Origin of the sequence: Haematobacter genomosp. 1, assembly GCF_002196855.1 — a bacterium.
In the GTDB taxonomy this organism is placed as follows: domain Bacteria; phylum Pseudomonadota; class Alphaproteobacteria; order Rhodobacterales; family Rhodobacteraceae; genus Haematobacter.
The window spans coordinates 1-26,649 of record NZ_NIPW01000015.1 but is presented as its reverse complement, the minus strand read 5'-3'; the positions used below and the strand labels follow the sequence as shown (position 1 = coordinate 26,649).

24 protein-coding genes and 2 pseudogenes are annotated in these 26,649 nt (G+C 65.4%); 8 read left to right on the top strand and 18 right to left on the bottom strand.

Translation table 11 applies throughout. The features are described from left to right. The first annotated feature begins 9 nt into the window (after positions 1-9). The gene (locus CDV49_RS10090) at positions 10-579 is read left to right on the top strand and encodes a cytochrome b (RefSeq protein WP_088215511.1); all 570 of its coding nucleotides are present in this window, start codon (positions 10-12) and stop codon (positions 577-579) included. A 155-nt stretch (positions 580-734) separates the two neighbouring features. Here the strand turns inward: CDV49_RS10090 and CDV49_RS10085 are convergent, their stop codons facing one another. From CDV49_RS10085 to CDV49_RS10055, 7 genes are all read right to left on the bottom strand, one after another. After that, the gene (locus CDV49_RS10085) at positions 735-1,721 is read right to left on the bottom strand and encodes a TRAP transporter substrate-binding protein (protein ID WP_088215414.1); all 987 of its coding nucleotides are present in this window, start codon (positions 1,719-1,721) and stop codon (positions 735-737) included. Between the two features lie 11 nt (positions 1,722-1,732). Next, complete coding sequence (locus CDV49_RS10080) at positions 1,733-2,989, bottom strand: TRAP transporter large permease (RefSeq protein ID WP_088215413.1); 1,257 nt, start codon at positions 2,987-2,989, stop codon at positions 1,733-1,735. Then, on the bottom strand, positions 2,986-3,570 hold the full coding sequence (locus CDV49_RS10075) for a TRAP transporter small permease (protein ID WP_088215412.1): 585 nt from the start codon (positions 3,568-3,570) through the stop codon (positions 2,986-2,988). Before CDV49_RS10075 ends, CDV49_RS10080 begins: the two co-directional genes overlap by 4 nt. After that, positions 3,567-4,361 (bottom strand): ABC transporter ATP-binding protein, encoded by a 795-nt coding sequence (locus tag CDV49_RS10070; RefSeq protein WP_088215411.1) that lies wholly within the window; start codon positions 4,359-4,361, stop codon positions 3,567-3,569. Before CDV49_RS10070 ends, CDV49_RS10075 begins: the two co-directional genes overlap by 4 nt. After that, entirely contained in the window at positions 4,358-5,398 is a 1,041-nt protein-coding gene (locus tag CDV49_RS10065) for a FecCD family ABC transporter permease (protein ID WP_088215410.1), read from the bottom strand. Before CDV49_RS10065 ends, CDV49_RS10070 begins: the two co-directional genes overlap by 4 nt. Next, positions 5,395-6,501 carry an ABC transporter substrate-binding protein gene (locus CDV49_RS10060; protein ID WP_256947305.1) on the bottom strand — a complete coding sequence of 369 codons (1,107 nt, stop codon included), beginning with the start codon at positions 6,499-6,501 and terminating at the stop codon, positions 5,395-5,397. The genes CDV49_RS10065 and CDV49_RS10060 overlap by 4 nt, the downstream gene beginning before the upstream one ends. A gap of 89 nt (positions 6,502-6,590) precedes the next feature. Then, the gene (locus CDV49_RS10055; protein ID WP_088215408.1) at positions 6,591-8,003 is read right to left on the bottom strand and encodes an ATP-binding protein; all 1,413 of its coding nucleotides are present in this window, start codon (positions 8,001-8,003) and stop codon (positions 6,591-6,593) included. A 152-nt stretch (positions 8,004-8,155) separates the two neighbouring features. Between CDV49_RS10055 and CDV49_RS10050 the strand changes: the two genes are divergently transcribed. Then, on the top strand, positions 8,156-9,025 hold the full coding sequence (locus CDV49_RS10050; protein WP_088215407.1) for an alpha/beta hydrolase: 870 nt from the start codon (positions 8,156-8,158) through the stop codon (positions 9,023-9,025). Between the two features lie 667 nt (positions 9,026-9,692). Further along, positions 9,693-10,322: a 5'-methylthioadenosine/S-adenosylhomocysteine nucleosidase gene (locus CDV49_RS10045; protein ID WP_088215406.1), complete on the top strand. Its 630-nt coding sequence runs from the start codon at positions 9,693-9,695 to the stop codon at positions 10,320-10,322. 832 nt (positions 10,323-11,154) lie between these two features. Here the strand turns inward: CDV49_RS10045 and CDV49_RS10035 are convergent. From CDV49_RS10035 to CDV49_RS10010, 6 genes are read right to left on the bottom strand one after another with little or no spacing between them, the layout of a single operon-like run. Further along, complete coding sequence (locus CDV49_RS10035) at positions 11,155-12,444, bottom strand: amidohydrolase family protein (protein ID WP_088215404.1); 1,290 nt, start codon at positions 12,442-12,444, stop codon at positions 11,155-11,157. An 11-nt stretch (positions 12,445-12,455) separates the two neighbouring features. Continuing rightward, on the bottom strand, positions 12,456-13,400 hold the full coding sequence (locus CDV49_RS10030; protein WP_088215403.1) for an ABC transporter permease: 945 nt from the start codon (positions 13,398-13,400) through the stop codon (positions 12,456-12,458). Continuing rightward, positions 13,397-14,446 carry an ABC transporter permease gene (locus tag CDV49_RS10025; RefSeq protein WP_088215402.1) on the bottom strand — a complete coding sequence of 350 codons (1,050 nt, stop codon included), beginning with the start codon at positions 14,444-14,446 and terminating at the stop codon, positions 13,397-13,399. The genes CDV49_RS10030 and CDV49_RS10025 overlap by 4 nt, the downstream gene beginning before the upstream one ends. After that, the gene (locus tag CDV49_RS10020) at positions 14,436-15,950 is read right to left on the bottom strand and encodes an ABC transporter ATP-binding protein (protein ID WP_088215401.1); all 1,515 of its coding nucleotides are present in this window, start codon (positions 15,948-15,950) and stop codon (positions 14,436-14,438) included. Before CDV49_RS10020 ends, CDV49_RS10025 begins: the two co-directional genes overlap by 11 nt. Next, positions 15,947-17,323 (bottom strand): amidase, encoded by a 1,377-nt coding sequence (locus tag CDV49_RS10015; RefSeq protein WP_088215510.1) that lies wholly within the window; start codon positions 17,321-17,323, stop codon positions 15,947-15,949. The genes CDV49_RS10020 and CDV49_RS10015 overlap by 4 nt, the downstream gene beginning before the upstream one ends. Before the next feature lie 2 nt (positions 17,324-17,325). Beyond that, on the bottom strand, positions 17,326-18,324 hold the full coding sequence (locus CDV49_RS10010) for a BMP family protein (RefSeq protein WP_088215509.1): 999 nt from the start codon (positions 18,322-18,324) through the stop codon (positions 17,326-17,328). A 376-nt stretch (positions 18,325-18,700) separates the two neighbouring features. Between CDV49_RS10010 and CDV49_RS10005 the strand changes: the two genes are divergently transcribed. From CDV49_RS10005 to CDV49_RS09995, 3 genes are all read left to right on the top strand, one after another. Beyond that, positions 18,701-20,287 carry an NAD(P)/FAD-dependent oxidoreductase gene (locus CDV49_RS10005; protein ID WP_256947304.1) on the top strand — a complete coding sequence of 529 codons (1,587 nt, stop codon included), beginning with the start codon at positions 18,701-18,703 and terminating at the stop codon, positions 20,285-20,287. 17 nt (positions 20,288-20,304) lie between these two features. Then, positions 20,305-20,685: a c-type cytochrome gene (locus CDV49_RS10000; RefSeq protein ID WP_256947303.1), complete on the top strand. Its 381-nt coding sequence runs from the start codon at positions 20,305-20,307 to the stop codon at positions 20,683-20,685. Between the two features lie 75 nt (positions 20,686-20,760). Further along, positions 20,761-21,243, top strand: coding sequence for a RidA family protein (locus CDV49_RS09995; RefSeq protein ID WP_088215399.1), 483 nt, complete (start codon positions 20,761-20,763; stop codon positions 21,241-21,243). Between the two features lie 378 nt (positions 21,244-21,621). Here the strand turns inward: CDV49_RS09995 and CDV49_RS09990 are convergent, their stop codons facing one another. After that, complete coding sequence (locus CDV49_RS09990; RefSeq protein WP_088215398.1) at positions 21,622-22,047, bottom strand: GlcG/HbpS family heme-binding protein; 426 nt, start codon at positions 22,045-22,047, stop codon at positions 21,622-21,624. Between the two features lie 212 nt (positions 22,048-22,259). Continuing rightward, positions 22,260-23,954, bottom strand: coding sequence for an L-lactate permease (locus tag CDV49_RS09985; protein ID WP_088215397.1), 1,695 nt, complete (start codon positions 23,952-23,954; stop codon positions 22,260-22,262). Positions 23,955-24,189: 235 nt separating this feature from the next. Here CDV49_RS09985 and CDV49_RS09980 point away from each other — a divergent pair, with 235 nt between their 5' ends. Continuing rightward, the gene (locus CDV49_RS09980; protein WP_088215396.1) at positions 24,190-24,981 is read left to right on the top strand and encodes an FCD domain-containing protein; all 792 of its coding nucleotides are present in this window, start codon (positions 24,190-24,192) and stop codon (positions 24,979-24,981) included. Positions 24,982-25,547: 566 nt separating this feature from the next. Here the strand turns inward: CDV49_RS09980 and CDV49_RS09975 are convergent. Beyond that, the gene (locus CDV49_RS09975; protein WP_373447798.1) at positions 25,548-25,685 is read right to left on the bottom strand and encodes an integrase core domain-containing protein; all 138 of its coding nucleotides are present in this window, start codon (positions 25,683-25,685) and stop codon (positions 25,548-25,550) included. A gap of 171 nt (positions 25,686-25,856) precedes the next feature. Then, positions 25,857-26,312 (bottom strand): hypothetical protein, encoded by a 456-nt coding sequence (locus tag CDV49_RS21080; RefSeq protein ID WP_373447797.1) that lies wholly within the window; start codon positions 26,310-26,312, stop codon positions 25,857-25,859. A gap of 47 nt (positions 26,313-26,359) precedes the next feature. Between CDV49_RS21080 and CDV49_RS20170 the strand changes: the two are divergent. Then, a pseudogene (locus CDV49_RS20170) lies at positions 26,360-26,473 on the top strand (IS3 family transposase); the annotation flags it as partial. A 37-nt stretch (positions 26,474-26,510) separates the two neighbouring features. Here CDV49_RS20170 and CDV49_RS20165 read toward each other — a convergent pair. Further along, positions 26,511-26,649: pseudogene (locus CDV49_RS20165) on the bottom strand (IS3 family transposase); the annotation flags it as partial.

Here is a 26,649-nt window from a genome sequence, read left to right as displayed (position 1 = left end):
ATGCGCACCATGCCCTCCCCCACAGTTCCCCTGCGCGATACGCCAACCGTTTACGGCCGGGTCACGCGCGTTCTTCACTGGTCGATCGCCGCGCTGGTCTTGTGGCAATTGTTCGGCATGACGCTGCGGCTGATATTCGGTCGCCAGCCGGTCGTGTCCTTCTTCGTCGGCTCGCATCAGCCGGTGGGCACGGTGCTCTTCGGGCTGATCCTTCTCCGGGTGATCTGGGCCTTCGCCAACCGGGGGAACCGGCCCTCGCACGGGGCGGGTCTCGTCGGAGTCGGGGCGCGGCTCGGGCATCTGGCCCTTTACACGGTGATGCTGGTCGTGCCGTCGGTCGCGCTCCTGCGGGCCTGGGGGTCGGACCGGGTCTTTGCGCCCTTCGGCTTTCAGGTTTTCCCGGCCCGGACCACGCCGGTGGAGTGGGCCGTCGGGCTGGGCGATGCGCTGCATGGCGAGCTCGGCTGGGTTCTGGCGCTGCTCATCCTGGGCCATGTCGTCATGGTCGGCCTGCACGAGGGGATGTGGCGCGACGGGACCATGGCCCGGATGGCCGGCTCCCGCGCGCGGCGCGGTTAGCAGGCCGCTGAAAAAGTTCAGAAGTCTCATGCCTATGCTCCGGACATCGGGAAATCGTCTCTGGAATGCCCCGACATGCATGAATGTCCGTCTGCGGGTGGTCAGGGGGACGATTTCCGCTCCACCCCAGGCCTGAAAGCTTTTCCGGCAGCCTGTCAGGGGGTCAGCGCCTTCGCCTCCCTCTCCAGTTCGATCAGCAGCGGCGTTTTCTCCCGCCAGGCCTCGTACCAGCTTTCCACGGCGTCGCCGAAGATGTCCGGCCCGGCCTCCGCCAGCGGGGCGCCCGCCTCCGCCAGCTTCGCCCGGTAGTCTGCGTCGATGCCGGGATAGGTGGCGCGGATATGGGCGGCTTCCTCTCCGACCAGCCGGGTGATCAGGGCGCGGTCCTCCTCGGAGAACGTCCGCCATTTCCGCGCCGAGGCCACGGCGAACATCGGAAAGATCGCGTGCCGGCTATCCAGCACCACGGCCGAATAGTCCTGGAAGCGATTGTTCCAGGTGCCCTCAAGGTCGATCTGCATGCCGTCGATCTGGCCGTTGGCATAGGCGTCGAACAGTTCGGGCAGCGGCAGGGGCGTGGGGGCGGCGCCGGCACGGGTCCAGAAGTCCATCTCCTGTGCCAGCGGCAAGGTGCGGATCTTGCGCCCGGCAACGGTGCCCCCTTCGGCCAGCGGTTTGGACAGCAGCACGATCCGCATGCCCGCCATCCCGTATCCCAGACCCTTCAGCCCCAGCGCGCCGAGCTTTTCCTGCAACGCAGCGGCGGTCCGGCCCTCCAGCAGCTTCGCCGCGCTTTCCGCGTCGGGCACCAGATAGGGGGCGATGAGGATGCCGAAATCCGCATCGCGGTTGGCAAGCTCCCCCACCGTCAGAAAGGCCAGGTCCAGCGCCCCTGTCTGGAGCTGCTGGAGCATCTGGGCCTCGTTCCCCAACTGACCGGAGGGGAAGACCGCGAGTTTCATCCGGCCCCCCGTCTCCGCGGAAATCCTTTCGGCCAGCGCATTCGCGGACCGTGTCCACTGGTGCGGCGGCGGAGTGACCATGCCGATCCGAAGGTCCTGTGCGCCCGCCGGGCCAGCCAGCGTGACGGCAACGAGCGTAACGGCGGCCAGCAGCCCCGGCACCCATTTTGGAAAACGCATATCTTCTCCTCCTAGCCTGCGTTAAGGGCGGCGATCACCGTCATCCCCGCAAGGATCGCGATCACGCCCGCAAAGAACGGAACAAGCAGCCGTGACAGCCGCTCGGCGCTGACGCCCGTCAGAAGCGACGCGGTGTAGAGCCCCGCGCCAACAGGCGGGGTCAGAAGGCCCAGCGTCAGGTTGAGACAGAGGATCACCCCGAACGTCACTGGATCGATGCCATAGACATCGGTCGCGACCGGGAGGAGCACCGGCGCGACCAAAATGATCGCGGGGATGGGTTCCAGCACCGTTCCCAGCAGCAACAGCAGGATGTTGAGCAGGATGAGGAAGGCCAGCGGGGAGGACGCCACCTCCTGCATCCAGTTGGCCGCCTGTGCGGGCAGGCCGGCGAAGGTGACGACCCAGCCGATGATCTGCGCAGCCGCGACAAGAAAGAGCACGGCGCCGGAGGTGACGGCCGTGCGCACAAAGACCTGCGGCAGATCGGCAAGGCAAAGTTCCCGGTACACGAACATCCCGATCAGCACCGCGGCCAGAGAGGCGATGGCAGCGGATTCCGTGGGCGTCGCCACGCCCGTCAGTATGGACCCCACGACGACCAGCGGCACCACCAGCGCCGGGAGCGCCCGCCATGCGGCGCGGAGCCTCTGGCGCGCGGGTTGCGAGGGCACGCGGGGCAGGTTGTGCTTCCACCCCAGCCACGCGATGATGAGCGCAAAGACCGCCGCCATCGCCAACCCCGGTACGATCCCTGCGACGAAGACATCCGCCACGGGAACCTGTGCCACGGTTGCATAGACGATCAGGTTCATGGAGGGGGGAATGACGGGGGCAAGCAGCCCGCCCGCCGCCGTGACGGTGGTGGCAAGATCGCGGGGATAGCCCGCGCGCTCCATCTCCGGCACGGCGAGCCGCGACATCACGGTCAACTGCGCGACGGTCGATCCCAGAACCGCCGCCATCATCAGGTTGGCCAGCAGGTTGACATAGGCCAGACCCGCCCGGACCGGCACCATCATCGCCTCGGCCAAAGCGAGGAGCCGCCGCCCGATCCCCCCCGCGCCCATCAGCTCTCCCAGCAGGATGAAGAGCGGCAGCGCAAGGAGCCCGTAGCTTTCGATCCCCGCAAAAAGCTGCTGCGGGAAACTGTCGAGCAGCACCGCATTGCCGCCCGCGACGATCAGGATCAGGGCCACCCCGATCAGCACGAAGGAAATCGGTGCTCCGATGGCTAGAAGGAGGAGGAACGACAGCCCCGCGGTCATTGCTGCCTGCCCAATTCGGCCAGATCGGCGGCGATGGCGGCGAGCGCGTGGATCCCCCCCGTCACGCAGGTCACCGGCACGATCAGCCAGAACCAGACCTTCGGCACGCCCAGGGTCAGCGTGGGGTCGGTATAGATGAAGTTGAACGTGTCGCTGGCAAGCCCCGCGCCTGACCCTGCGCGCAACAGCCCCGGCAGATCGAACCAGCGCCAGACAAGCCATGCCATCACCAGAACGAAGGCCATCACGAGCAGGTCGGTCAGCAGCAGAAGCCACGCCCGCCCGCGCAGGCCCAGACGTTCAGGGAGCAGCGCGATCGCCATGTGGCCGCGTGTGGCGATCCCGAGCGAGCCGCCCAGAAACGCGACCCAGACCATCAGGTGCACGGCGAGTTCGTCCGTCCAGATGAGCGGGCGCCCGAGCGTGCGCGACACCGATCCCGCCAGCAGCGACAGGGCGATCACCGCCACCAGCGCCGCACCCAGCGCCATTTCCGCCTGCGCCAGGCGCCTGCTGATCCGGGCCGGAAGAGAGGCGCGGATACCGGGGCCATAATCGACGACATCGTTGTTCAGGCTCATTCGGCCGCCTCCTTTTGCGGAGGGGCCAGCTCCTCATCGACCAGCACCATCAGGCGGCCGCGCGAGCATCGCTCGACACGTGCGCTGACCCCATAGACCTCGGCCAGCATGGCGGGCGTAAGCACCTCCGCCGGGCGGCCGGCGCTGTAAAGGCGCCCCTGCCGCAGCATCACCATGCGGTCCGACCATTGGGCCGCGAGGGCCAGATCATGCAGCACGGCGATGACCGTCCGCCCCTCGGCGGCAAGGCGGCGCACCTCTGCCAGAAGCCGCGCCTGATAGGCAAGGTCGAGCGCGCTGGTCGGCTCATCCAGCAAAAGAACGCGGGGGTCGCGCACGATGGCCTGCGCAAGCCCGACCATCTGGCGCTGCCCGCCGGAGAGGCTGTCCACCGGATCGAGCGCGAGGGCGGCAATCCCCAGCCGGTCGAGCGTTGCCATCGCGACGGTTTCCGCCGCGCTCCGGCCCTGCTCGCCTCCCGCCCGCAGGGCTGCGATCACGCTCTCCAGCACAATGAGCGAAGAGCCGGTGAGCGACGATTGCGGCATGAAGCCGAGGAGCGCAGCCCGCTTCGGCCCGGGCAGGCGGTGCAGATCCTGACCGTTGAGCGTCACCTGCCCGCGATAGGGCAGAAGCTGCGCCACCGCGCGGAGCAGCGTGGATTTCCCCGCGGCGTTCGGCCCGGCAAGCACCGTCAGCTCGCCCTCCCGGAGCGGCGGCAGGGTCAGTCCGTCCAGCACCCTGCGGGCACCGAAATGAACGGAAAGATCGGTGACGGCCAGCCCGGTCATCGCACCGCCCTGCCCCGCAGGATCAGCCAGAGGAAGATCGGCAGGCCGATCAGCGAGGTGACAAGGCCGATGGGCAACAGAACTCCCGGCACGACGAGTTTCGACAGGGTGGAGGCGAGCGACATCACCAGCGCCCCGGTGAGCAGGCTGGCGGGCAGGAAGAAGCGGTGATCCTCCCCGACCAGCATCCGCGCGATATGCGGCCCCGCAAGGCCCACGAAGCCGATCACCCCGACCATGGAGACAGCGCCCGCGGCCAGCAGACTCACCCGGACGAGCGTCCAACGGCGGAGCGTGGTCACGTTGACGCCGAAGCTCCGCGCCTGTTCCTCTCCCATACGGAGGGCGGTGAGCCGCCAGGCCGCCCGTATGGAGAAGGGAAGCGTCACCACGAGCAGCGTCGCAAGCAGCGCCACGCCCGGCCAGCGGCTGGAAGCAAGACTCCCCATCGTCCAGAAGACGAGTTGCTGGAGCGCATCCGCGGACGCCACGAACTGCACCAGCGACAGAAACGCCGCCGCGGTGAAATTCAGCGCGATGCCGAAAAGGACGAGCACCTCCGTCCCGCCGCCGCGAAGCCGCCCCAGCGTCTGGAGCAGCGCGAGCGTGCCGAGCGCGAAAAGGAAGGCATTGGCCGAAACGCTCCACCCCGCGGGCAGGAACGGCAGGCTGAGGCCGAGCACGATGGCCAGGGCCGCGCCAAGCGCCGCGGCGGAGGAGACGCCCAGCGTGAACGGCTCGGCCAGCGGGTTCTCTAGCACGGTCTGCATCTCCGCCCCCGCCAGCGCGAGCGCGGCCCCGACGCAAAGCGCCATCACGGCCACCGGCAGCCGGACATCCCAGACGATGACCCTTGCCCCGCGCGACACATCCTCGGCGCCGGTCAGCACGCGCAATGTCTCGGCAAGGGGCAGGCCCGCCGGCCCGGTGGTCAGGTCGATGAGCAGCGCGGCCACGGCAAGCAGCCCCAGCAGCGCGACCAGCCCCGCACGGCGGCGGTTCCGCTGCCGGTAACGATCAAGCAGGAGCGCCGTCATGGCCGGGGCACCACCCACCAGGTTCCAGGCACGGAAACCGGGGCGAAGCGGGTCTCGATCTCGGCCAGCGTGGCGGCGGGATCGACATCGGCGAACAGGTCGGGATGGAAGGTGCGGGCAAGGTATTCGATCAGCGCGATATGCACGGGCGAGTCGTTGAAAAGGTGCCACACGCCCGCGGCATGCCCCCCCTCCACCGCGCGGAGAGAGGCGATGCCGGGCGCACCGACAAGCGTGTCAAAGGTCTGCTGCGCCGTTTCCGCATCGACCAGCGGCCCCAGCACCAGCCCCCCGCGCGCCGCCATATGCGTGCCGCCTGTGGCGATGTAGAAATCGGGATCGGCGGCGATCAGGAATTCGAGGCTAACATTGCCCAGAACGCCCTTCACCAGTTCTCCGCCGATATTCCGGCCACCGGCGGTCGTGATGAAATCGTGGAAGACGCCCGTACCGACGGTGGAGCAGCAGCCCTGCGGGGCGGCATGAACGTGGAAGAAAACCCGCGGCCGGGGAATGGCCGGATCAGCCAGCCGCTCGCGGATGCGGTTCAGGCGGATTTCGTAGAATTGCACGAAGTCTTCGGCCCGGTCCTCTGCGCCCGTCAGGGTGCCGAGCAGGCGGAGACTGGGGACCGAATTCTCAAGCGGGTGGGAAAAGAAATCAACGTAAGCCACGGGGATCCCGGCGGCTTCGAGCTGACCGCGCGCCACCTCCATCCCCTTGTCCTCCGCATCCATCAGCGACAGCACCACCAGATCAGGGTCCAGCGCCACAATGGTCTCCACCGAGATATCGCGGTTGCCGGAGCCGACAGGCCTGATCGTGTCTATCGCCGGAAACCTGGCGCGATAGGCGTCGAGGGTCGGCGCATCCAGCGCCTTGTCCAGCCGCCATCCGGCCACAAGCGCCACGGGATCGTCATGGATCAGGCCCAGAACGGCCATGTGCCGCCCCTCTCCCAGCACGATCCGCCTGGCAGGCTGCAGCAGGACCACCTCACGCCCCAGTATGTCGGTGGCCCGGACCTCTGCCGACAGGGGTTGGGCGACGACTGCGGCGGCCAGCGTGACCAGAGCGGCGAACAGGGCGTAAAGGCGGACCATGGTCAGGTCTTTCGTGCGGTGCCGGGTGTCCGGCTGGGAAATGCATGCGGCGGAGGCCTGCGCCTCCGCCGCCGTCTCATGGGGCGGGGTCAGTTCGTGGCGGGGGTGATCCGCCAGATCCGGTCGCCGACCGGGTCGTTTTCGCCGCGGGATTTGTTCACGGCATAGACATTGCCCTTGCCATCGGCACGGAGCTGGTTCGGCATGCTGCCCGCGTCGAGGTTGGCCACGATCCTGCCATCGGTATCGACGACAGTGATCGTTCCCGCACCCCGGTTGGCCACATAGGCCAGGCGGTTCACCGGATCGAAGGTGACGTTCAGCGCACCGGCGCCCACTTCGACATCATGGAGCACTTCGCCGCCGTCGGCCTTCACGATCAGCAGGTTGTCGGTTTGCTGCGAGGCCACGAAGATCAGCCCGTCCCGGGCGTCCAGCGCCACGCCGGAAGCGCTGCGGGCGCCGGGAAGCGGGAAGACTTCCGTCTCACCCGTCGCCAGCGTCACGACCGCCGCTTCGTCCGAACGCATGCTGACCGTGACGAGCTTGCCGCCCTTGGTGTCGAGATCAAGGCTCATGACCGAGAACTCGCCGCCGCGCTTGCCCGACTGGATCACGATGGGTTCCAGCTGCTCCAGCGTCCTGGTGTCGAAGACCTCGATGTTGCCGGTGCCCGTCGCGCTCGCATAGGCACGGGAGTTGGCCTCGTCGATCACTACATCGCGGGCATGGGCAACCGCCCCCGGCTCAAACTGCCTGACCAGCGACAGGTCGGACTGCCGATAGACTGCAATGGTGTTCTGCCGCGTGTTGGTCACCCAGACATTGCCGTTCGCATCATCCACCGCGACGCCGTAAACGGCGAAGACACCGCCGTCACTGCCATCTTCCCGCGCGGGAGCAGCGGCAGGCGATACCTGTGCCTTGACCTCGAGCGTCTCCGCGTCGATCTTCAGCAGGGCGGAGTCCTTCACCGGCGGGCGACCGACCGCAGAGGTAACGAAGGCGGCCTTGGCCGCATCACTGAACACGACCTGATAGAGCCCGCGCGTGACCAGACCGCTTTCGATGGCGAATTTTTCCGTACCGGAAACCGGCACATCGGGAGAGATCTTCACCTCCACGACAGTGGCGGCCGCAGGTTTCTCCGCGATGACGACGACCGGTTGCAGGCCGGTGACGGCATCGGCATCCAGCGTCAGATCGAAAGCGAACTTGCCCTCTGCATCGACAACGATCGGCCCGTCGGGGTTGAGCACCGTCGGGCCACGGAGCAGCGTGATCTGCTGCCCCGGGATCAGCCGGTCACCGGCGATCCTGACCTTGCCGCCTTTCAGGATGGCCGCGCCCGGCTCATCGGCGGTGGCGCGAACCATGCCCGCAAATCCGTCTGCGGAGGGCGTAAAGATCGTATCGGCCAGAACGGGGCTCGCCGCCGTTGCAAGGATCAGCGCCGTTGCACCCAGTGAGGCGCGCAGGCGGCTGAGAGGAAGAATGGCCATGTCGGGGCTCCTTGACGTCGTGTCATCAGTCATTTGGCTGGCCCGGGGACATATCCGGTCTGGCTCGGTTCGCGTGCAGCACTATATTTCCGACAAACTTTGTCAACCAACAACCGGTGCGAATCGCACCGGTAACGATATGAAGAGACGCCATGCGGCAGACGGGAAAGGCGGGGCCGGATCACGCCTTGCGACAAGCGGAGCTGCAGATACTGCGCAGCGAAAACCCCACACACGAGATGTCGGAAAGGACCGTGGCCACAGGGCCGGGGCACCGCATTTTCCTTGCCATCCCGAAGGCCGCCCCCCCTGAGAACGGATGGCCGATCCTGTATCTGCTCGACGGCAATGCCGCCTATGATTATCTGACAGCGACGCATCTCGCCCTTGCTCAGGGGCTGGTGATCGCCGGCATCGGCTATGACACCGACCGGCAGTTCTCGCGAGAGCGCCGCACGCTGGATTTCACCCCGCCTGACGGACCGGGCGATGGCATCCGGCCCGACCCTGTGCACCCCGGTCGGCTTGCCGGGGGGGGAGCAGTGTTTCTGGATCGGCTGACCGGGCCTCTGCGGGAGGCGGCGGAGCAGGGTCTGCGGATTGATCCGCGCCGCCGCACGCTGTGGGGCCATTCCTTCGGGGGGCTTTTCACGCTTTACGCCTTGCTCTCGCGGCCCCGTGCCTTCGCGCGCTATGCCGCCATCAGCCCATCGGTCTGGTGGGACGAGCCGCTGATGCAGCGCATCGCCGCGCAAGCCCCCGTCCTGGAGGCCCCCGTCCTGGAGACCCCCACCCGGGAGGCCCCGCCGCCGCTGCTCATCGCGCTTGGCGACCGCGAGAAGCGGTCGGGAAGCGACGGTCCGGTGCCGGATGGCCCTGCACCAGCCACGATGCATTTCCTCGAAACGTTACGGGAGTTTACTGGCCTCCGGCCTGCCCTGCATGTTCTGCGGGAGCATGTCCACATCCAGACCCTCGCAGGCTCGCTGCCACTGGTCTTTCCGTTCGCGGCTGCGGAGTGATCGCCCCTGACAGGGTGCCGAAAGGTCCGGGGCATGTTTATGCGCTGCAAATCGGTAAATCGGCCCCGGAATGACGCGAAACTGGTAGATTTCGGGCGGAATTCCCTGCGAACGCTTCCCGCTTCATCGCCGACGTGCCCTTTTCAGCAGCCTGCCAAGCATCGGAGATTTGCGGGGTCTGCCTACCCGGCGCGCGGGAGGAGCCCTGATCTGGCGGCGGCGTCCTGCACCAGCTGGGCGGCGTGCCGCGGGAGGCGCCCCCCAGTAACCCGTGCCACCAGATGGTCAGCTACATTCCGCCATACCACGCGTGCGGGAGGAGTCGCGGAACCACCCGACCACCAGCGTACCGGCTGCCTACGCGGCATGGCCCAGCACTTCTTGGGCGCCATCTACCCCCGGTTGGACGGTCGCGCGTGTTTTACGCAACCCTCTCGTTTTGCATCAAGTCGCGACACGCGCCCCCTCGCCATCGAGCGCGATCCCGCCCTGGCCGCCAATGTGCTCGAAACAAGGGCTGCGCGTCTGGGGTCACCTGCACGGATCACAAGGCCATGCCCGGTCAGGGTCTGGATGCCCGGGGCGGTGGCTGTGGGCCCATCCCTTCCCGATCCTTGACCGGATGCTCTGGACCATGCCAGTCCTGTCCGGCAACACGAGGATGACAATGGCCGTACCAACCGATGTTTTAGCCGGACTTCCGGTGCTGTTCGTCATGGCGACAGAGGCGGAATACGGCCCCGCCCTGCGCGCCCTCATCACGCCGCTCATCACCGGAGTCGGGCCGGTGGAGGGTGCGGTGACCCTGACCGCCGCCCTGGCCGAAATGCGGCAGCGACCACGGCTGATCGTTTCTCTCGGCTCCGCCGGGTCGCGGGCGCTGGAGCAGGCGCGTGTCTATCAGGTCTCCTCCGTGGCCTATCGCGACATGGATGCCTCGGCGCTGGGATTTGAACGCGGTCTTACACCGTTTCTCGACCTGCCCGCGCGGATCGACCTTCCGCATCTTATTTGCGGCCTGCCCCATGCCAGCCTGTCCACGGGGGCCAATATCGTCAGCGGCACGGCCTATGATCGGATCGCAGAGGAGATGGTGGACATGGAAACCTTTGCCCATCTGCGCGCGGCCCATCGGTTCGGCATTCCCCTGACCGGCCTGCGCGGAATATCGGACGGCGCCGCTGAATTGACGCACTACACCGATTGGACCCAGTACCTGCATGTAATAGACGAACGGCTTGCAGCCGCTGTTGTCATGCTCCGTGACGCGCTGGAAAGCGGTGCGCTGCGCCTCTGAGAGAGGCTCCCTTCCTCCCGTGTGCCTGCTCCCGCAATGCGCGGAGGCGTTGAACTCCGGGTAAGCCCGAAGCGGCTTCAACGGGTTTACTCCCTGCTCGCCTGCGAAAGGGCCGACCCTGACGCTGCCTCCACCCTCGGCGTGTCGCGGGCGGCCATAAGGGGCAAAAGCTGGGAGCTGGCCTCCGACGCTGTCATCACAGGGGGAGAATGCCCGCTCGACGGGGCAGCCGATGTTGGCAGGCTGCCGAAAAAGTTCATAAGTGTCGTCTATGTTCCGGAAATCGGGAAATCCGCCCGTGAATGACCAGAAATATGCGGATCTACCACTGTAATTTAACAGATGGAGAACGATTTCCGCGCCAGCCCAGACCTGAAAGCCTTTTCCACAGCCTGTTAGGGTAAGGGTGGCAAAAAGTCGGTGGAGAGGTCTGGCCGCTGCATGTTGTTATAGATCCGGCCATCACCAACAATCTTCGTGGCGAGGGGCAGGGCCGACAACCCGCAAATGAGGCGCCGCATGCGCAGGAAGGAGCATGCAACGCTGTCGATCAAGACGCGAGATCAAGCAGAGCCTGGCAGGCTTCTGAAAAAGGCTTCTTGGCCTGTGTCGGAGCGGAAATCGTTCGCAATCTGACGAAATCCAGCCGGAAATCCATACACTTCCGGGCCGATTTCCGGCACATAGGCATGACATTTCAGGACTTTTCAAGCAGCCTGCTAGGGCCATGAACACCCCCGCAGGCCCCTCCACGTCATTGAACACCGTTTCCGAAGGGCTGCTCTGGGACTTCAGGGAATGAGGACAGCCTTCGCCGCGCAGGAGTGCGGCCCTACCGGACAGGGCGGAAATCCAGCCCCGGGTCGATACGGGCGGGACGGTCTTTCAGCGAGAGCGTCGCGGTCAGAGGGGGGGTGTGGCTGATCACGCGCCCTCCCCGCAGCACGAAAAGCCGCGCCGGTTTGAGGCGGATGGCCTCCGTCACATCGGCGGCCTGCAACACCACCAGGTCGGCGCGGCAGCCCGGCGCCAGACCATAATCCGCAAGGCCCATCGCCCTTGCCGGGTTGAGCGTGATCGCCTCGAAAAGCCGGGTCTTGTCGGCGACGCTGCCCATCTGCGCGACGTGGACGGCCATATGCGCGACCTCGATCATGTCGGCGGAACCCATGGAATACCACGGGTCCATGCAGCAATCCTGCCCCAGCGAGACGTTGATCCCCGCCGCCATCAGCTCCGGCACCCGCGTCATGCCGCGCCGCTTCGGGTAGGTGTCGTGCCGTCCCTGAAGCATGATGTTGATGAGCGGATTTGGGATCGCGTGGATCTGCGCCTCCGCCATCAGCGGGATGAGCTTGGAGACGTAGTAATTGTCCATGGAATGCATGGAGCTGAGATGGGATCCGGTCACCCTGCCCTCGAGGCCGAAGCGGATCGTCTGCGCGGTCAGCGTTTCGATATGGCGGCTCAACGGGTCATCGGTCTCGTCGCAATGCATGTCCACCCGGAGGCCGCGCTCTGCGGCGATGCGGCAGAGCGCTTCGACAGAGGCGCGGCCATCCTCCATCGTGCGTTCGAAATGCGGGATGCCGCCGACGATCTCCACCCCCATGTCGAGCGCCCGTTTCAGCGCGGCTGCACCCTCCGGGGTGCGGAAGTAACCGTCCTGCGGGAAAGCCACCAGCTGCAGGTCGATGTAGTCCCGGACCCGGTCGCGCACTTCCAGAAGCGCCTCCGCCGTCACGAGCCGCGGATCGGAGGTATCGACATGGCTTCGGATGTGCAAAAGCCCCCGGCTCACCGCGAGGTCACAGTAGCGGAGCGCCCGTTCCACCAGCGCCTCCCTGGTCAACAGCGGGCGGAGCTCCCCCCAGAGCGCGATCCCCTCCAGCAACGTGCCCGACACATTCATCCGCGGCAACCCGAGAGAGAGGGTCGCATCCATGTGGAAATGCGGATCGCAGAAGGCGGGGCTGACAAGCCGGGCGGTCGCGTCGATCACCTGTCCCGCCTCGGCGGTGATCCCCGGCTCCACTGCAGCGATACGGCCGGCCCTTATGGCAATGTCGATGCCTTCCCGCCCATCGGGGAGGTTGGCGTTGCGGATGAGGGTATCGAACATCGGATGGCCTTTCAGCGTTCGCCGCGGCGGTAGGGTTGCATGAGCGCCTGCGGCACGCGGGCGCGACGCGCCATCACCGCCAGCGCGATGATCGCGAGCACATAGGGTATCATGAGAAATATCTGATAGGGGATCTCGCCGCTGAAACCAGCCTGAAGCCGGAGTTGGAACGCGTCGAAGAACGCGAAAAGCAGCGCCCCGGCAAGCGCGCGGAGCGGCCGCCACGAGGAAAAGACCACCAGCGCGATGCAGATCCATCCCCGCCCCTGCACCATGGTGGGGATGAAGCTGTCAAAGGCCGACAGCGTGAGGAACGCGCCCCCCAAGCCCATGAGCGCCGAACCCGCGATCACCGCGCCATAGCGGACGGCCATCGGGTTGATACCCTGCGCCTCGGCGGCATGGGGGTTTTCGCCGCTCATGCGGATCGCAAGGCCGAGCGGCGTGCGGAACAGGATCCAGCCCATCAGCAGCGCCAGCACAAAGGCGAGGTAGGTGGGCGCGGTCTGACTGAACAGCGCCTGACCGAAGAACGGCAGATCCGACAGGCCCGGGATCGCCAGCGGGGCAAAGGGTGTGATCTTGGGCGGGGTGCCCTGTATGGCGACCAGCAGGCGAAAGAGATAGTAGCTGAGGCTGGAGGCAAAAAGCGTGACCCCCAGCCCCGCGACATGCTGCGAAAGGCCGAGCGTCACCGTCAATACGGCAAGCAGCAGGCCGAAGAGCGCCCCCGCCCCCGCAGCCGCGATCAACCCCGTCCAGAGATCATGGCCCTGAAAGACCGTCAGCCAGCCGATCATGGCGCCGAAGGTCATGATCCCCTCGATCCCCAGATTGAGCACGCCCGCCCGCTCGCAGAGCAGCGCCCCCAGCGTGCCGAGGATCAGCGGTGTCGCGATCCGCAGCACCGCCGCCCAGAGGCCGGCAGAGGCGAGGATGTCGAACAGATCGGTCATCGACGGATCCTGTATTGCGTGAAGAAGAGAGCAACGAGCATCGACAGCAGGGCAAGCGACACCGTGACATCGGCGATATAGCTTGGAACGGCGAGCGCCCGGCTCATGGCATCGGCGCCCACGAACATCGTGGCGGTGAAGAGCGCGGCCAGCACCACCCCGAGCGGGCTGAGATTCGCCAGCATCGCCACCACGATGCCCGAATAGCCATACCCCGGGGAGAGCTCCGTGTTCACATAGCCCATGACGCCCATCACCTCCATCGCGCCCGCGAGGCCCGCCAGCCCCCCGGAGATCATGGCGACCCCGACCAGCGTCCGCCCGAGAGGCACGCCTGCGAATGCTGCCCCTGCGGGATTGAGGCCCGCCGCCCGCGCCCGCATTCCGAAGACGGTCCGCGCCTGCACCCACTGGATCAGCACCGCCAGCCCGAGAGCCACGATCAACCCGATATGCAGCCGCGAGCGTGCGACGAGAGCCGGCAGGGTTGCATTGTCATCGACCGGGATCGACTGGGGCCAGCCGAAAGCCATGGGATCTTTCAGCACCGTGTCGATCAGCATGGAGACCAGGAGGATGGCGACGAAGTTCAACAGAAGCGTCGTCACCACTTCATCCACCCCGAAGCGGAGCCGGAGCCACAGGGGAATGAGCAGAAGCACCGCCCCCGCCATGGCGCCGGTCAGGAACAGCAGCGGGATTTGAACGACTGCGGGCAATCCGGCAAAAGCGGTGCCGCTGGCCGCCGCGACCGCAATGGCGCCCATGTAGAATTGCCCCTCCGCCCCGATGTTCCACAGCCGCGCACGGAAGGCGACGGCGGCTGCAAGCCCCGTCAGGATCAGCGGGATCGCGCGTGTCAGCGTCTCGGTGATCGCAAGACGGGAGCCGAAGGCGCCGCTTGCGATCCGGCCGAACGCATCCAGCACCGGCGCGCCGGCCATGGCGATGAGCCCGCCGCTGAGCAGCAGCGCCACCGTGACGGCGATCAGCGGGGCGAGCAGGATGAGCAGGGCGGGGCGTTCTGCTCGGCGTTCAAACCGCATCCGCCGCCTCCCACGCGCCCGCCATCATCAGGCCGAGCCGCCGCGTATCGGCGGACTCCGTCGGAATGGCAGGCGACAGCCGCCCGCCCACGATGGCATGGATGCGATCCGACAGCGCCATGACTTCCTCCAGATCCTCTGAGATGAGCAGCACCGCGGTGCCTTGCCGCCGGGCGTCGAGCAGACGCGCATGCACGGCGGCAACGGCCCCCTCGTCCAGCCCGCGCGCCGGCTGCGCGGCGATGAGGATGCGGGGCGGTTCAATCAGGTTGCGGCCAAGGATGAGCTTTTGCATGTTCCCCCCGGAGAGCAGCCTGACGCGGCTCGTCGGCGTGCCGCCCCGTACGTCGAACCGGGTGATGATCTCCTGCGTGCGCCCGATGGCGGCCTGCTGATTGACGAGGCCGAAGCGCGCATACCGGGCCAGACGCTCCAGCACGACGTTCTCCCACAAGGTCATCTCCCCCACGGTGCCCTCATGGTTCCGGTCCTCGGGGATCCGGCCGATACCCGCCGCGATGGCCCCCGGAACCGTGAGCCGATCCAACCGCTCGCCATCGAGCAGGAGGTCGCCCTCCGTCCAGCGCGCCATGCCGCCCAGCACCCGTGCGAGCGGTGTCTGGCCGTTCCCGGAGACGCCGATGATGCCCAGAACCTCACCCGCGTGGAGACGGAAGCTCACGGATTTCAGCCGCTCCACGCCGCCGTCGCGCAGTGTCAGCCCCGCCGCCTCCAGAACGACGGGGCCAGGGGTCGCGGGCGCGCGGCGCGGGCGTTCGACGGCCCGCCCCACCATCAGCTCCGCCAGTTCGCCCTTGCTCGTCTCCGCCGCGCGTCGCTCCGCCACGAGCCTGCCGCCCCGTAGCACGGCCACACGATCGGCGGTGGCCATCACCTCCTCCAGCTTGTGGGAGATGAAGATGAGCGACAGGCCCTGCCGCGCCATCTCCTTGAGGGTGGAGAACAGCCGGGCGGATTCCTGCGTGGTCAGCACCGCAGTCGGCTCGTCCAGCACGAGAATCTGCGCATCGTTGTAGAGCGCCTTCAGGATTTCCACCCGCTGCTGCTCGCCGACCGACAGATCGCCCAGCCGCGCGTCCGGCGCGACGCTGAGACCGAACCGGTCGGAGATGGCCATGAGTTTCGCCCGCGCGGCCCCCGTCGCGGAGCGCGGGCGCCAGAGGCCCTCCGTCCCCGTCATGACATTCTCCAGTACCGTAAGATTGGGCGCGAGCGAAAAGTGCTGATGCACCATGCCGATCCCCGCCCGTATCGCCGCGCGGGGCCGCCCCGGTGGCAGATCCACCCCCATGACCCGGATATGGCCGGTATCCGGGGTGTAATGGCCGAAGAGAATGCTCATCAGCGTCGTCTTGCCCGCGCCGTTCTCTCCCAGCAGGGCGAGGATCTCTCCCCTGTCCAGGGTCAGGGTTATCACGTCGTTGGCCAGCGTGTCGCCAAAGCGCTTGGAGACATCGACGATTTCGAGAACGGCATCGCTCATGCGGCGTTCCCCATGGGGTTGGACCAGCGGCCCTCCGCCTCCAGAAGCGCCGCGAGCGCCAGCAGCACCGGCTCCGCCCCTATGGGCGCGATCATCTGGAGGGGAAGCGGCAGGCCGTCCGCATCCGCGCCAAAGGGCAGTGTGATCGCCGGACAGCCCGAGACATTGGCGAGTGTCGCGAGCGGGGCAAAGCCCGATAGCGCGCCAAAGTGCCGGTCTGTGTCGGTCTCCGTCACCGGAAGCCAGCCGACGGGCCGCGGCGGCCCCGTCAGCATCGGTGTGAGCAGCACGTCCACACCGTCGAACAGACCGGAGAGAGCATGGCCGACTTGCGGGAATTCGGCCAGAACCTGCCAGAAGGCCGTGGCGGCGGTTGCCTGCCCATCGGCGATCACCCGCTGCGTCAGCGGCTCTGCCCGTGCCGGATCCAACCCTGCCGCCGTGACAAAGGCTGCGAGGTTCACCGTGACGAGGGCGCGGAAGACCCGGTCGCTCGCCGCCGCCTGCGCGCGGATATCGGCCCAGCCGATGGGGGTGAGCCGGTGCCCATGGGCCGCCAGCGTCTCTGCCGCAAGCTCCACCGCCGCGCGACGCAACGGGTCCGTCGCCGGTTCGGTTTCGGTCAGCAGGCCAATTCGCAGGGGGCGGGGATCAACTGCAAAACAGCGCGGAGCCCGTGCTGCGCCGCTCAATACTGGGAAAATCCGGGCCGCATCGCGGACGGAGCGGCAGATGGCGAACTCGCTGGCAATCCCGCCCAGGTGGTTGCCAAAATCCGGCCCTTCGACCACCGATCCCCGGCCCGGTTTCAAGCCCACCAGTCCGCAACAGGCCGCCGGCACACGGATGGATCCGCCCGCATCCGTGGCATGGGCGATGGTAACGATCCCCGCTGCCACCGCTGCTGCCGCACCGCCCGAGGATCCTCCGGGGCTGAGCCTTGGCGCCAGCGGGTTGCGCGCGATGGGGCCGATGGCGGGCTCGCTGGCCAGCGACAAGCCGAATTCCGGGCTGGTCGTCAGGCCGAACGGCAGGAGGCCCGCCCGGCGAAATTCGGCGGCAAGGCAGGACTCCCCGGCCGCCATCGGCTCGATCATGCCGGATCCCAGCCGGAGGGGCAGGCCCGCGAACGGCCCGCCCAGATCTTTCGCGAGCGTCGGAACACCGGCAAAGGCCGCCTCGCGCCGGGGTGAGTCCGGGGCCAGCGCGTCGAACTCCGCGGCAGCTGCGCGCCCGGCGGTGACGTCCAGCCACGCCACGGCACCGAGAGCGGAAAGACGGTCGGCGGCGGACAGCGCCTCCTCCATCGCGGCGCCCGCAGAAATATCCCCGCGCAGGATCGCCTGGGCAAGTGCGGTGGCGTCGGACGGCACGATCAACCCTTGGTCGGGTCCGCGAAATTCTGCGGAACGGCGAAGGCCCCGCTGCGGATCTGAGCATGCACCGCCTCCATCGCGGCCTCCGCCTCTGCCGGTGCCACGCCTTTGACATAGGCGATATCGCTGCCGCCTTCCTTCATCAGCCCGTAGGCCGTGTAGTCGCGACCCGCAGGCTTACCCGCCTGAACATCCGCGATGGCCGCGTTGAGGATCGGGCGGAAGCCCCAGAGAGCATTGGCAAAGACGGTGTCGGGATACATCGGCGTGTAGTCGATGAGCGAGCCGACCGCCTTGATGCCACGCTCCTTCGCGGCATCGGCGGTGCCGATCCGTTCGCCGAACAGGATGTCCGCGCCCGCGTCGATCAGGGCCAGACCGGCCTCCCGTGCCTTGGGCGGATCGAAGAACGTGCCGATGAAGGTCGTGGTATGGCGGGCCTCCGGGTTCACGGCCTTCACCCCCTCTGCAAAGGCATTGATGAGGAGATTGATCTCCGGGATCGGGATGGCTCCCACGGAACCGAGCCGGTTCGTTTTTGTCATCTTGCCCGCCAGCATCCCGGCCAGATAGGCGCCGTCGTAATTCCAGGTGCCGAACACGCCGAAATTGTCGCCGGAGGGCTTGCCGCTCGACCCCATGACGAAAGCGGTGCCGGGATAATCCCCCGCCACGTCGCGGGCCTGTTTCTCCACCGGGAAGGTCTCCCCGACGATGAGTTTGGCGCCCTGCTCCGCATATTCGCGCATAGCCCGCGGATAGTCGGTCGCGGATACGCCTTCCGAGAACACGTACTCGATCGTCCCCTCCGCAGCCGCATCCCGGAGCGCCTTGTGAAGGACGGAGTTCCAGGCATTCTCCACCGGCGAGCCGTGGATACCGGCCACCTTGATCGGCGTCGCCGCACGAAGAAGCGCGGGCGCGAAGAGCGTGGCCGTGCCGATGACGAGCCCGCTTTGCAGCAGCCTCCGCCGCGTCGGTGTGGAGAAGGAGGTCATGACATGCATCCCTGTGGTGTTCTGGCTGTTTTCCGAGAGCTAGGAAGAGGTATCGCCCGCTGTCAACGCAGACCGCTCCCTGCCCGCCTGCATGGGAAGGGTCGTATCGCTGATTGCTTAATAATGCGCCAAATGAGCGATCGCTGGCTCGTTCATGCCCGAAGTCTCCGTCGTCGGCGGATAGTGCTGGAGCGCGACGAGATTTGCATAATGCATAACGCTCGGGCAGTTAGCTGTTGCATTGTGCAAAGATCATGGCCGCTCCACTTCCCTCACGGTTGTGCGACTGCGGCATCTTGCCGCCTCTTCAGGTCAAAAATACAGCGGACCTGCCGTGTTTGGCGGCGACCTACGCATTTTGACGAAGGCAACAACAATGACAGACATGCCGACCGGCATGACGCGTCGCAATCTGCTGACGCTGATCGGGACCGTGGCGGGTAGCGCCGCAATGTATAGCGCGATGAGTTCGATGGGCTTTGCACAGGCGTCCAATTACGACGGCCGCCTGAAGCTTGAAGGCGATCCGAAGGGCGCTTCCGTGCTGATCCTCGGCGCCGGACTGGCGGGCATGAGCGCGGCCTATGAGCTGCGCGCCGCGGGTTACAAGGTGCAGGTGCTCGAATACCGCGAGAAGGCGGGGGGCCGCTGCTGGACGCTGCGCTCGGGCGATACCTATACCGAACTCGGCGGCTTCACGCAGAAGGTGGATTTCGCGGAGGGGAACTACATCAACCCCGGCCCGTGGCGCATTCCGCACGACCATTATGCGGTGCTCGATTACTGCAAACGCTTCGGCGTGAAGCTGGAGCCGTTCATTCAGGTCAACCACAACGCCTATCTGCACAATACCAAGGCGTTCGACGGCAAGCCCCAGCGCTTCAAGGAGATCGCGGCGGACTACCGGGGTCATGTTGCAGAACTGCTGGCCAAGGCGGCCAATGCCGACAAGCTCGACGACCTTGCCACAACGGAGGATCTCAAGATCCTCGTGGCCTCGCTGAAGCGCTACGGCGGGCTGAACGACGATCTGGACTATGTCGCGGGAGAGGACAGCTCCGAACTCCGCGGCTGGAAGAAGGCACCGGGCGGCGGCGTGGATGGCAAGCCGGAACCGTCGGAGCCGATCAGCCTTTCCGAGATCCTGAAATCCAACCTCTGGCGCTCGCTTGTCACCGGCGAGTCGATCGACCATCAGGCGGCGATCTTCCAGCCGGTCGGCGGGATGGACATGATCGCGCAGGCCTTCCAGCGGGAGGTGGGCGACCTCATCACCTTCAACGCCAAGGTCATCCGCATCGCGCAGGACGAGAAGAGGGTGAGCGCGACCTACGTCCCCTCGCACGGCGCGGGCAAGGAAACGACGGTCACGGCGGATTACTGCATCTGCACGATCCCGTTCTCCGTTCTCGGCCAGATCGACCACAACTTCTCCTCCGAGATGACGTCGATCATCGACAGCACGTCCTATTATGCGGCGTTCAAATGCGGGCTGGAATTCAAGCGGCGCTTCTGGGAGGAGGACGAGCATATCTACGGCGGGATCAGCTACACCGATCTGCCGATCTCGCAGATATCCTACCCTTCCACGGGCTATTTCTCCTCCGGTCCCGGCGTGCTTCTGGGCGGGTATTGCTGGGGAGCCTCGGCCTATCAGTTCGCCGCCCTGCCCCCGGAAAAGCGGATCGAGAAGGCGCTGGAGATGGGCGCGCAGCTCCATCCCCAGTATCATGAGGAGTTCAAGACCGGCGTCGCCGTCGCCTGGCACCGGGTGCCGTGGGTGCTGGGCTGCTATGCCAACTGGAAGGACAAGGAGAACGACTATCCCAAAGCCGTTCAGATGGACGGCCGGACGCTGATGGCGGGCGAGCATCTCTCCTACCTGCCCGCCTGGATGGAAGGGGCCATCCTGTCGTCGCTGGACGCCGTGAAGCGTCTGCATTCGCATGTGACCAAGGCCTGAGCGCGAGGATGACCCAGATGAAGACGTTTCTGACGGCGGCGTTCGCACTGCTGGCCGCACCGGCGCTGGCCGATGACCCGGAGCTGTTCAAAAGCCCGACGGTTCTGACCCAGAAAAGCGGCGAGGCGATCTACAACGCGATCTGCGCGGGGTGCCACATGCCGCAAGGAGAGGGTGCTGTCGGCGCGGGCCACTACCCCGCGCTCGCCACCAACCCGATGCTGGAAGGCGCGGACTACCCGGTTTACATCGTGCTCCACGGCCAGAAGGCCATGCCCGCCATCGGAAGCCTGCTCGACGATGCCCAGGTCGCGGAAGTGGTGAACTACATCCGCACCCATTTCGGCAACGACTATCAGGAGCCGGCGACGCCGGAGATGGTCAAGGCCGCCCGCTGACCCGGCTGGCCCCGCGAGAGGCGGGGCCGCCCCTCCCGCCTGTCCCGGCGGGCAATGAGAGAAGGAAGTGAACAGATGAAGAAACTTGCCCTTGCCGCCGCGATCCTCGCGCTCCCGGTTGCCGCTCAGGCCGAAGACGTGGTGCGCCACCTCACGCCCGGCTCCACCTTCCCGATCGCCCGCGCGGTCGAAGTGCCGGCTGGCAAGACCACGGTCTATGTGTCCGGGATGGTGCCGAAGGTCACCAATGAAGCCGCGCCGAAGGGTTCGGTTGAGTCCTATGGCGACATGAAGACCCAGACCGTCAGCGTGCTGGAGTCGATCGAGGCGACACTGAAGGATATCGACCTGACAATGGGCGATGTGGTGAAGATGCAGGTCTATCTTGTGGCACCCGAGGGCGGCGCGGCCGACTTCAAGGGCTTCATGGAAGGCTATACGCAGTTCTTCGGCACCGAAGCGCAACCGAGGCTGCCCGCCCGTTCCGCGATGATCGTCGATGCGCTGGTCAACCCTGCATGGCTCGTCGAGATCGAAGTCACCGCCGTCCGCCCCTGAGGACGTGATGTGCCGCGCCTCACGGTGCAAACTCACAGGTTGCTGAAAAAACCGGCATCTACCCGGGCTTGCGTTGAAAGCCGGAAAATTGGTCCGGTCACGAGCCAAAATTGCGGGTTTTCGGAGCGCTCGCAATGTGGGGAAGAAAGCCGCCTCAGGGCAACCCAGATACTGCTTTCAGCAGCCTGCAAAGGAGGGCGCCGGGAACGGCGTTCTCCCGCCCACTGCAGAGCGACCTTTCGATGCGCGGGTGGCGACCCATCCGATGGCAATCCGATGGGCGCATCGCCAGCCATTCCATCTCACCCCGGGCAGGTTGGAGCACCCGCTACCCAGGTCAAACCAGTCCACATCCGATGCGAGCGGTCTGACTGCCGGTCAGCCTTGCGCTGCGAGCCAGGCGTCAATGCCGGCCTGCGCGACGGCCTGGTCCTGCGCGGGTGAACCGGAGGATATGCCGATCCCGCCGACAACCTCCCCGTTCCACACCACGGGCAAACCCCCTCCGACGACCATCAGCCGGCCCCCGATGGCGGAGTTGATACCATAGGCGGGTGATCCGGGCTGGCTCGCGCTCCCATAGTCATGGGTCGCCTTCTTTGCCGCGGAAGCCGTGAATGCCTTGTCGATCGCTATGGTTGTCGAGGTGACCTTCCCGCCTTCCATGCGCTCGAAAGCGATGAGCTGTCCGCTTTCATCCGTCACGGCGATGCACATCGGTACGCCGATTTCCCCTGCATGTGCGGCGGCACCCGCGATCAGCGTTCGCGCGTCTTCGATGTCCAGTCTCGTGAGTGTCTTCATTAAACTTCCTCAGTCTTCCTTGGGCGATGATCGCGCATACGGCTTTGCCATGAAGGGCCTATGACTGCCACAGTCGTGGCCGGCTTTCTTTTTGCTCGCCGCATCCCTGACATGTGCGGCAAGCCATCTCATCCCCGGCGGAGCAATCAGTTGCTCCATCAGCATCGCGGGACGATCCGCAGGCCGCTGATCGCCACGCGCCGTCCCATACCTCAGTTCACGAGCAAGGGATCGTTGATCCCCAGAACGTAGAACCCGATGCAGAGCAGGATCCCGGCAAAGCACAGGTAATAGATCGTCGGCAGAATGGTGATCCTGAGCGTTGCGCCTTCCCGCCCGAGCAGGCCCACCGTCGCCGAGGCCGCCACCACATTGTGGATCGCGATCATATTGCCCGCAGCCGCGCCCACGGATTGGCCCGCCACCATCAGGGCCGATGAAAGCCCGAGCCCTTCGGCGACCGAGAACTGGAACTGGCTCAGCATCAGGTTGCTGACGGTGTTCGATCCCGCAAGGAAGGCCCCGAGCGCACCGACTGCGGGGGCAAAGAACGGATAGACGGAGCCCACCTGCATCGAAACCCAATCGGCGACAAGGATCGGCATGCTCTGCAGATCGTTGGCATTGACGCCCGAGTTGATCATGACCCGCACCATCGGAACGGTGAAGATGAGCACGAAGCCTGCGCCGGCGATCGTGGTGGTACTCTCCCGCATTGCCGCGGCGAAGCCCGAAAAGGACATGCGGTGCAGGAAGAAAGTAATCACGCAGATCATGACGAGAATGCCGCCGGGCGAGAAAAGCAGCGAGAAATCCCCGTTGATCCCCTGTTCCCCCATGATGCCGTTGAACATGACATTGGCGGATTTCAGCAGGTCGCCGAACGGGGCGAATGTCCGGCTCAGGACAAGCACCAGCGCGAGGATCACATAGGGGGCCCAGGCCAGCGCCAGAGAAATCTTTTGCCGGGAAAGATTGTCGAGCTTGATGTCCACCTTGCCGAACCATTCCTTTGCCCAGGCCGACGTCTCCGGGAAATCCCAGGTGTCGCGCGGCACGAGGATGCGCCGCTTTGCCGCCAGCGTCATGAGCGCAAGCCCCACGAGGCCACCGATGATCGAAGGGAACTCTGCCCCGAGGAACACGGCTGCCAGCACATAGGGAACCGTCATCGCGAACGCTGCCATGATGGCGAACGGCGCGATGGAGAGCCCCTCCGTCCAGGATTTGTTCTTGCCGAAGAACCGCGTCATGATGACGACGAGAAACAGCGGCATGAACGTGCCGCAAATGGCATGGAGGATCGCCACTTCAGAGGTGATGAGGTGGAAGAAGTGCTGCCAGGTCGATCCGGTCGCAACGAGTTCGCCGGTGATGGCGGTCTGGTCCAGCCCGCTCTGCACACCGACGATGAGCGGTGTCCCCACCGCCCCGAAGGAAACGGGCGTGGACTGGATGATCAGACCGAAGACGACCGCCGCCATCGCCGGAAATCCGACAGCCACCATGAGCGGCGCCGCCACGGCAGCCGGCGTTCCGAACCCGGATGCACCCTCAATGAAAGACCCGAAGAGCCACGCGATGAGGATGACCTGAATTCTCCGGTCGGGACTGATGGACGTGAAGCCCGACCGTATTGTCGAAACCGCGCCCGAATGTTTAAGCGTGTTGAGCAGCAGCAGGGCACCGAAGATGATCCACAGCAGGCCGACGCTCTGTAAAAGACCCTGAATCGTGGAGGCGATCACGCGGCTTGGGCTGACCCCCCATGCGGTGAGAGCGACCACGACCGCGATGACATAGGTCAGTGGCATGACGTATTTCGCGGGCGCCCGAAAGCCCACCAGCAGGACGCCTGCCGTAAGAATTGGCAAAAACGCCAATAGCGCCAAGAAACCAGAACTCATCCCGCAACTTCCCCCCTGAATACCGCATAGACCGGCACCGCGCGCTTGGCGTGCGGGCTGCGGCAAATTTATCGTTGTGTCCCATCGCCCCTCCCAGACCGATGATAATTTTTGGTAAAATATTTTTACCCAGCGAGTCAAACGGTATGCCGGTTTCTCCCCTCTCGGAAACCGATTGCCTGCCCCACAGGCGTCAAGATATTGGTGTGCATGATTATCAGCGGAGGTCGCGTTGATGAGCGAGACCAAGTCTATCGGACCGGATCGGGCATCCGACTGCATACGCAAACACATTGAAAACCTGATCCTGGAAGGCTCGCTGAGGCCGGGCGAGCCGCTGCTGCCCGAGCGGGAGATGGCCGCCAGGCTCAACACATCCCGACCCACACTTCGGGATGCCCTCAAGGCGCTTGAGGCGGGTGGTCTGCTCATCAAGGAGGGGCGAACGGTCAAGGTCGCTCAGCTCGGCACGAAAAGCATCACCGATCCCCTGCTCAAGATGCTGTCCGATCACGGCGAGGTGGCCGACGACTATCTGGAGTTCCGCGATGTCGTGGAAAGTTCTGCAGCGGCAATGGCGGCAGAGCGCGCCAACGCACCCGAGATCAAGCGCATCAAGGATTGCGTGGCGCGTATCGAGGCCGCGCATGATACCGGAAGCCCGGCGGACGAAGTCGATGCCGACGCGGAGCTTCATATCGCGATCTACGAGGCGAGCCATAATCTGGTATTGCTCCAGGTCATGCGTGCTCTCGCGCAAAACCTGAGAACGGACATCCTCAACAATCGGCAGCGCTTGTTCACCGTTCCCGATGTCCGCGACGTGCTGCGCGATCAGCACCTTGCGATCGCCCGCGCCATTATCGAACGACAGCCGGACGCGGCGCGATCTGCAGCACATGAGCATCTGAGCTATCTTCGCCGCGCGATCCGGGAAGTCCATGAGGCACAGGTCAAGTTCGAACTCTCCCTGCGGCGCCGTGACAGCGGGGGGCTGAGCGCGCTCAAGGGCAAGGTGCGCACTTGAAGCTCGCAGGGATGATAGGAACGGCGTCCAGAAGGATGCCCAAGCTGGCAGCGATAATTCCGCAGCGTCGCCGGATAAGCGGCCCCTTGTAAATTGAGTTGAGGGGAAGACTATGAACGAGGCATATAATGCAGTGTTTTGTAGCTATGCAATTTTTGCAATGCAGCATTGGCCGCTCCGACATGACGAATCGACTTGCAAAATGCATGCTGCAGTGCAATATAAATCTCACAGGCGCCACGATGCGCCCACGGGTTTCCCAAGGCTCACTCCTCCTCCCCGAGCCTCGGAAAATGGCGGCGACCCCCTCCTCCTCCCTGGGGTCGCCGCTCCCCTCCCCACCATTCGAATTACGATGAAGACTAATATTGCGGCGCTCCGCGTTTGGAAGGCCGGATTGCTTGAAACAGGCGTCGCCGCTCAGCTTCTTGGGGTGCGCTGGTGCCGCAGACCGCGGGGCACGCGAACGCGCGTAAATCGATGTTCCACTCACGCCCGCAAATGCTCGCATTCCACGGAAGCGAGGGCCGTTGTTGGATAACCCGGAACTGGAATTTCCGGCTTCATCAGAGAAGCTGGCTGGTTCGGCTGCCGGGATTTGCCATCTCGATCGGGACTTTGTAGCCGATCGCGCCGTGAGGTCGTTCCTCGTTGTAGTATGTGAGCCAAGCCTCCATTTTTCCGCCGGCATCCGCAGGCGTCAGGGACCAAATCGGGGTTCAGGCATCCCCCCGAACGATCCGTTAGAAAGTGTGGAGGGGTCAGAAAACAGTCCCGTTGATCCGTTTTCCCCGACGCAAGACGAACGAGTGTCGGCGGGTTTGCCCGGACGGGAGCAATCCAGCGTAACGTCGTTGCTACAGGCCGAGAAGGTTTTAGGTCGCGGAAGACGAACTCGGAGTCCCGATCGGCGCGGATCGTCTTCGGATAGCCAAACTGGGCACAGGCCTCTTCGAGGGTTTCGACCAAATTCTCGGCCCGGTGCCCGCGCCGTAGACCTCATCGGCGAGACGCTGATTCAGGGGCTCGAGATCAGCGGCAAGGCTGGCTCCGTCAAACTTCAGCACGCTCTCGGGCCCATTCGCACCCTCCCAGGTCGCAAGGTCCTTTTCCTTTCCGCTGATCGAGGCGCCGTAGTAGTCGACCTCCTCCATCTCGGCGAAAAGCGATTGCATGATCTGTTGCTTGTCTTCGGGCAGCCGGCCCCACGAGGCTTCGGAGATCACCTGCTTGTCGAGGGCGAGGCCGAAGTCCGGTTCCACCACATAGGTGGCGACTTCATAGAACTTGCCCGCGACGCCGGGGCTGAGAGCGGTGAGAACGCCGTCCACGATCCCCTGTTGGAGAGCGAGATAGATTTCGTTGAACGGGATCGGCGTCCGCCACCCCAGACACGTCGATCTCGGGGCGGCGCGGCGCGCTAGAGCTGACGGCGCTCATCGAGCGGCGGGGGCAGCCGGGTCTGATCGTTTCCGACAACGGCACGGAACTGAACCGCCCCGGGTTTGCTGGAGGCTGATTTTGGTTAGTTACGCGGCCATGGGTTCAGTTTCCAGAGCTGCGTGGAAGTTGGCCTCGGCTTCTGCTGGCGGGATGTTCGCGATGGGCTCGAGGAGCCGGCGGTTGTTGAGCCAGTCGACCCATTCTAGCGTGGCATATTCGACAGCC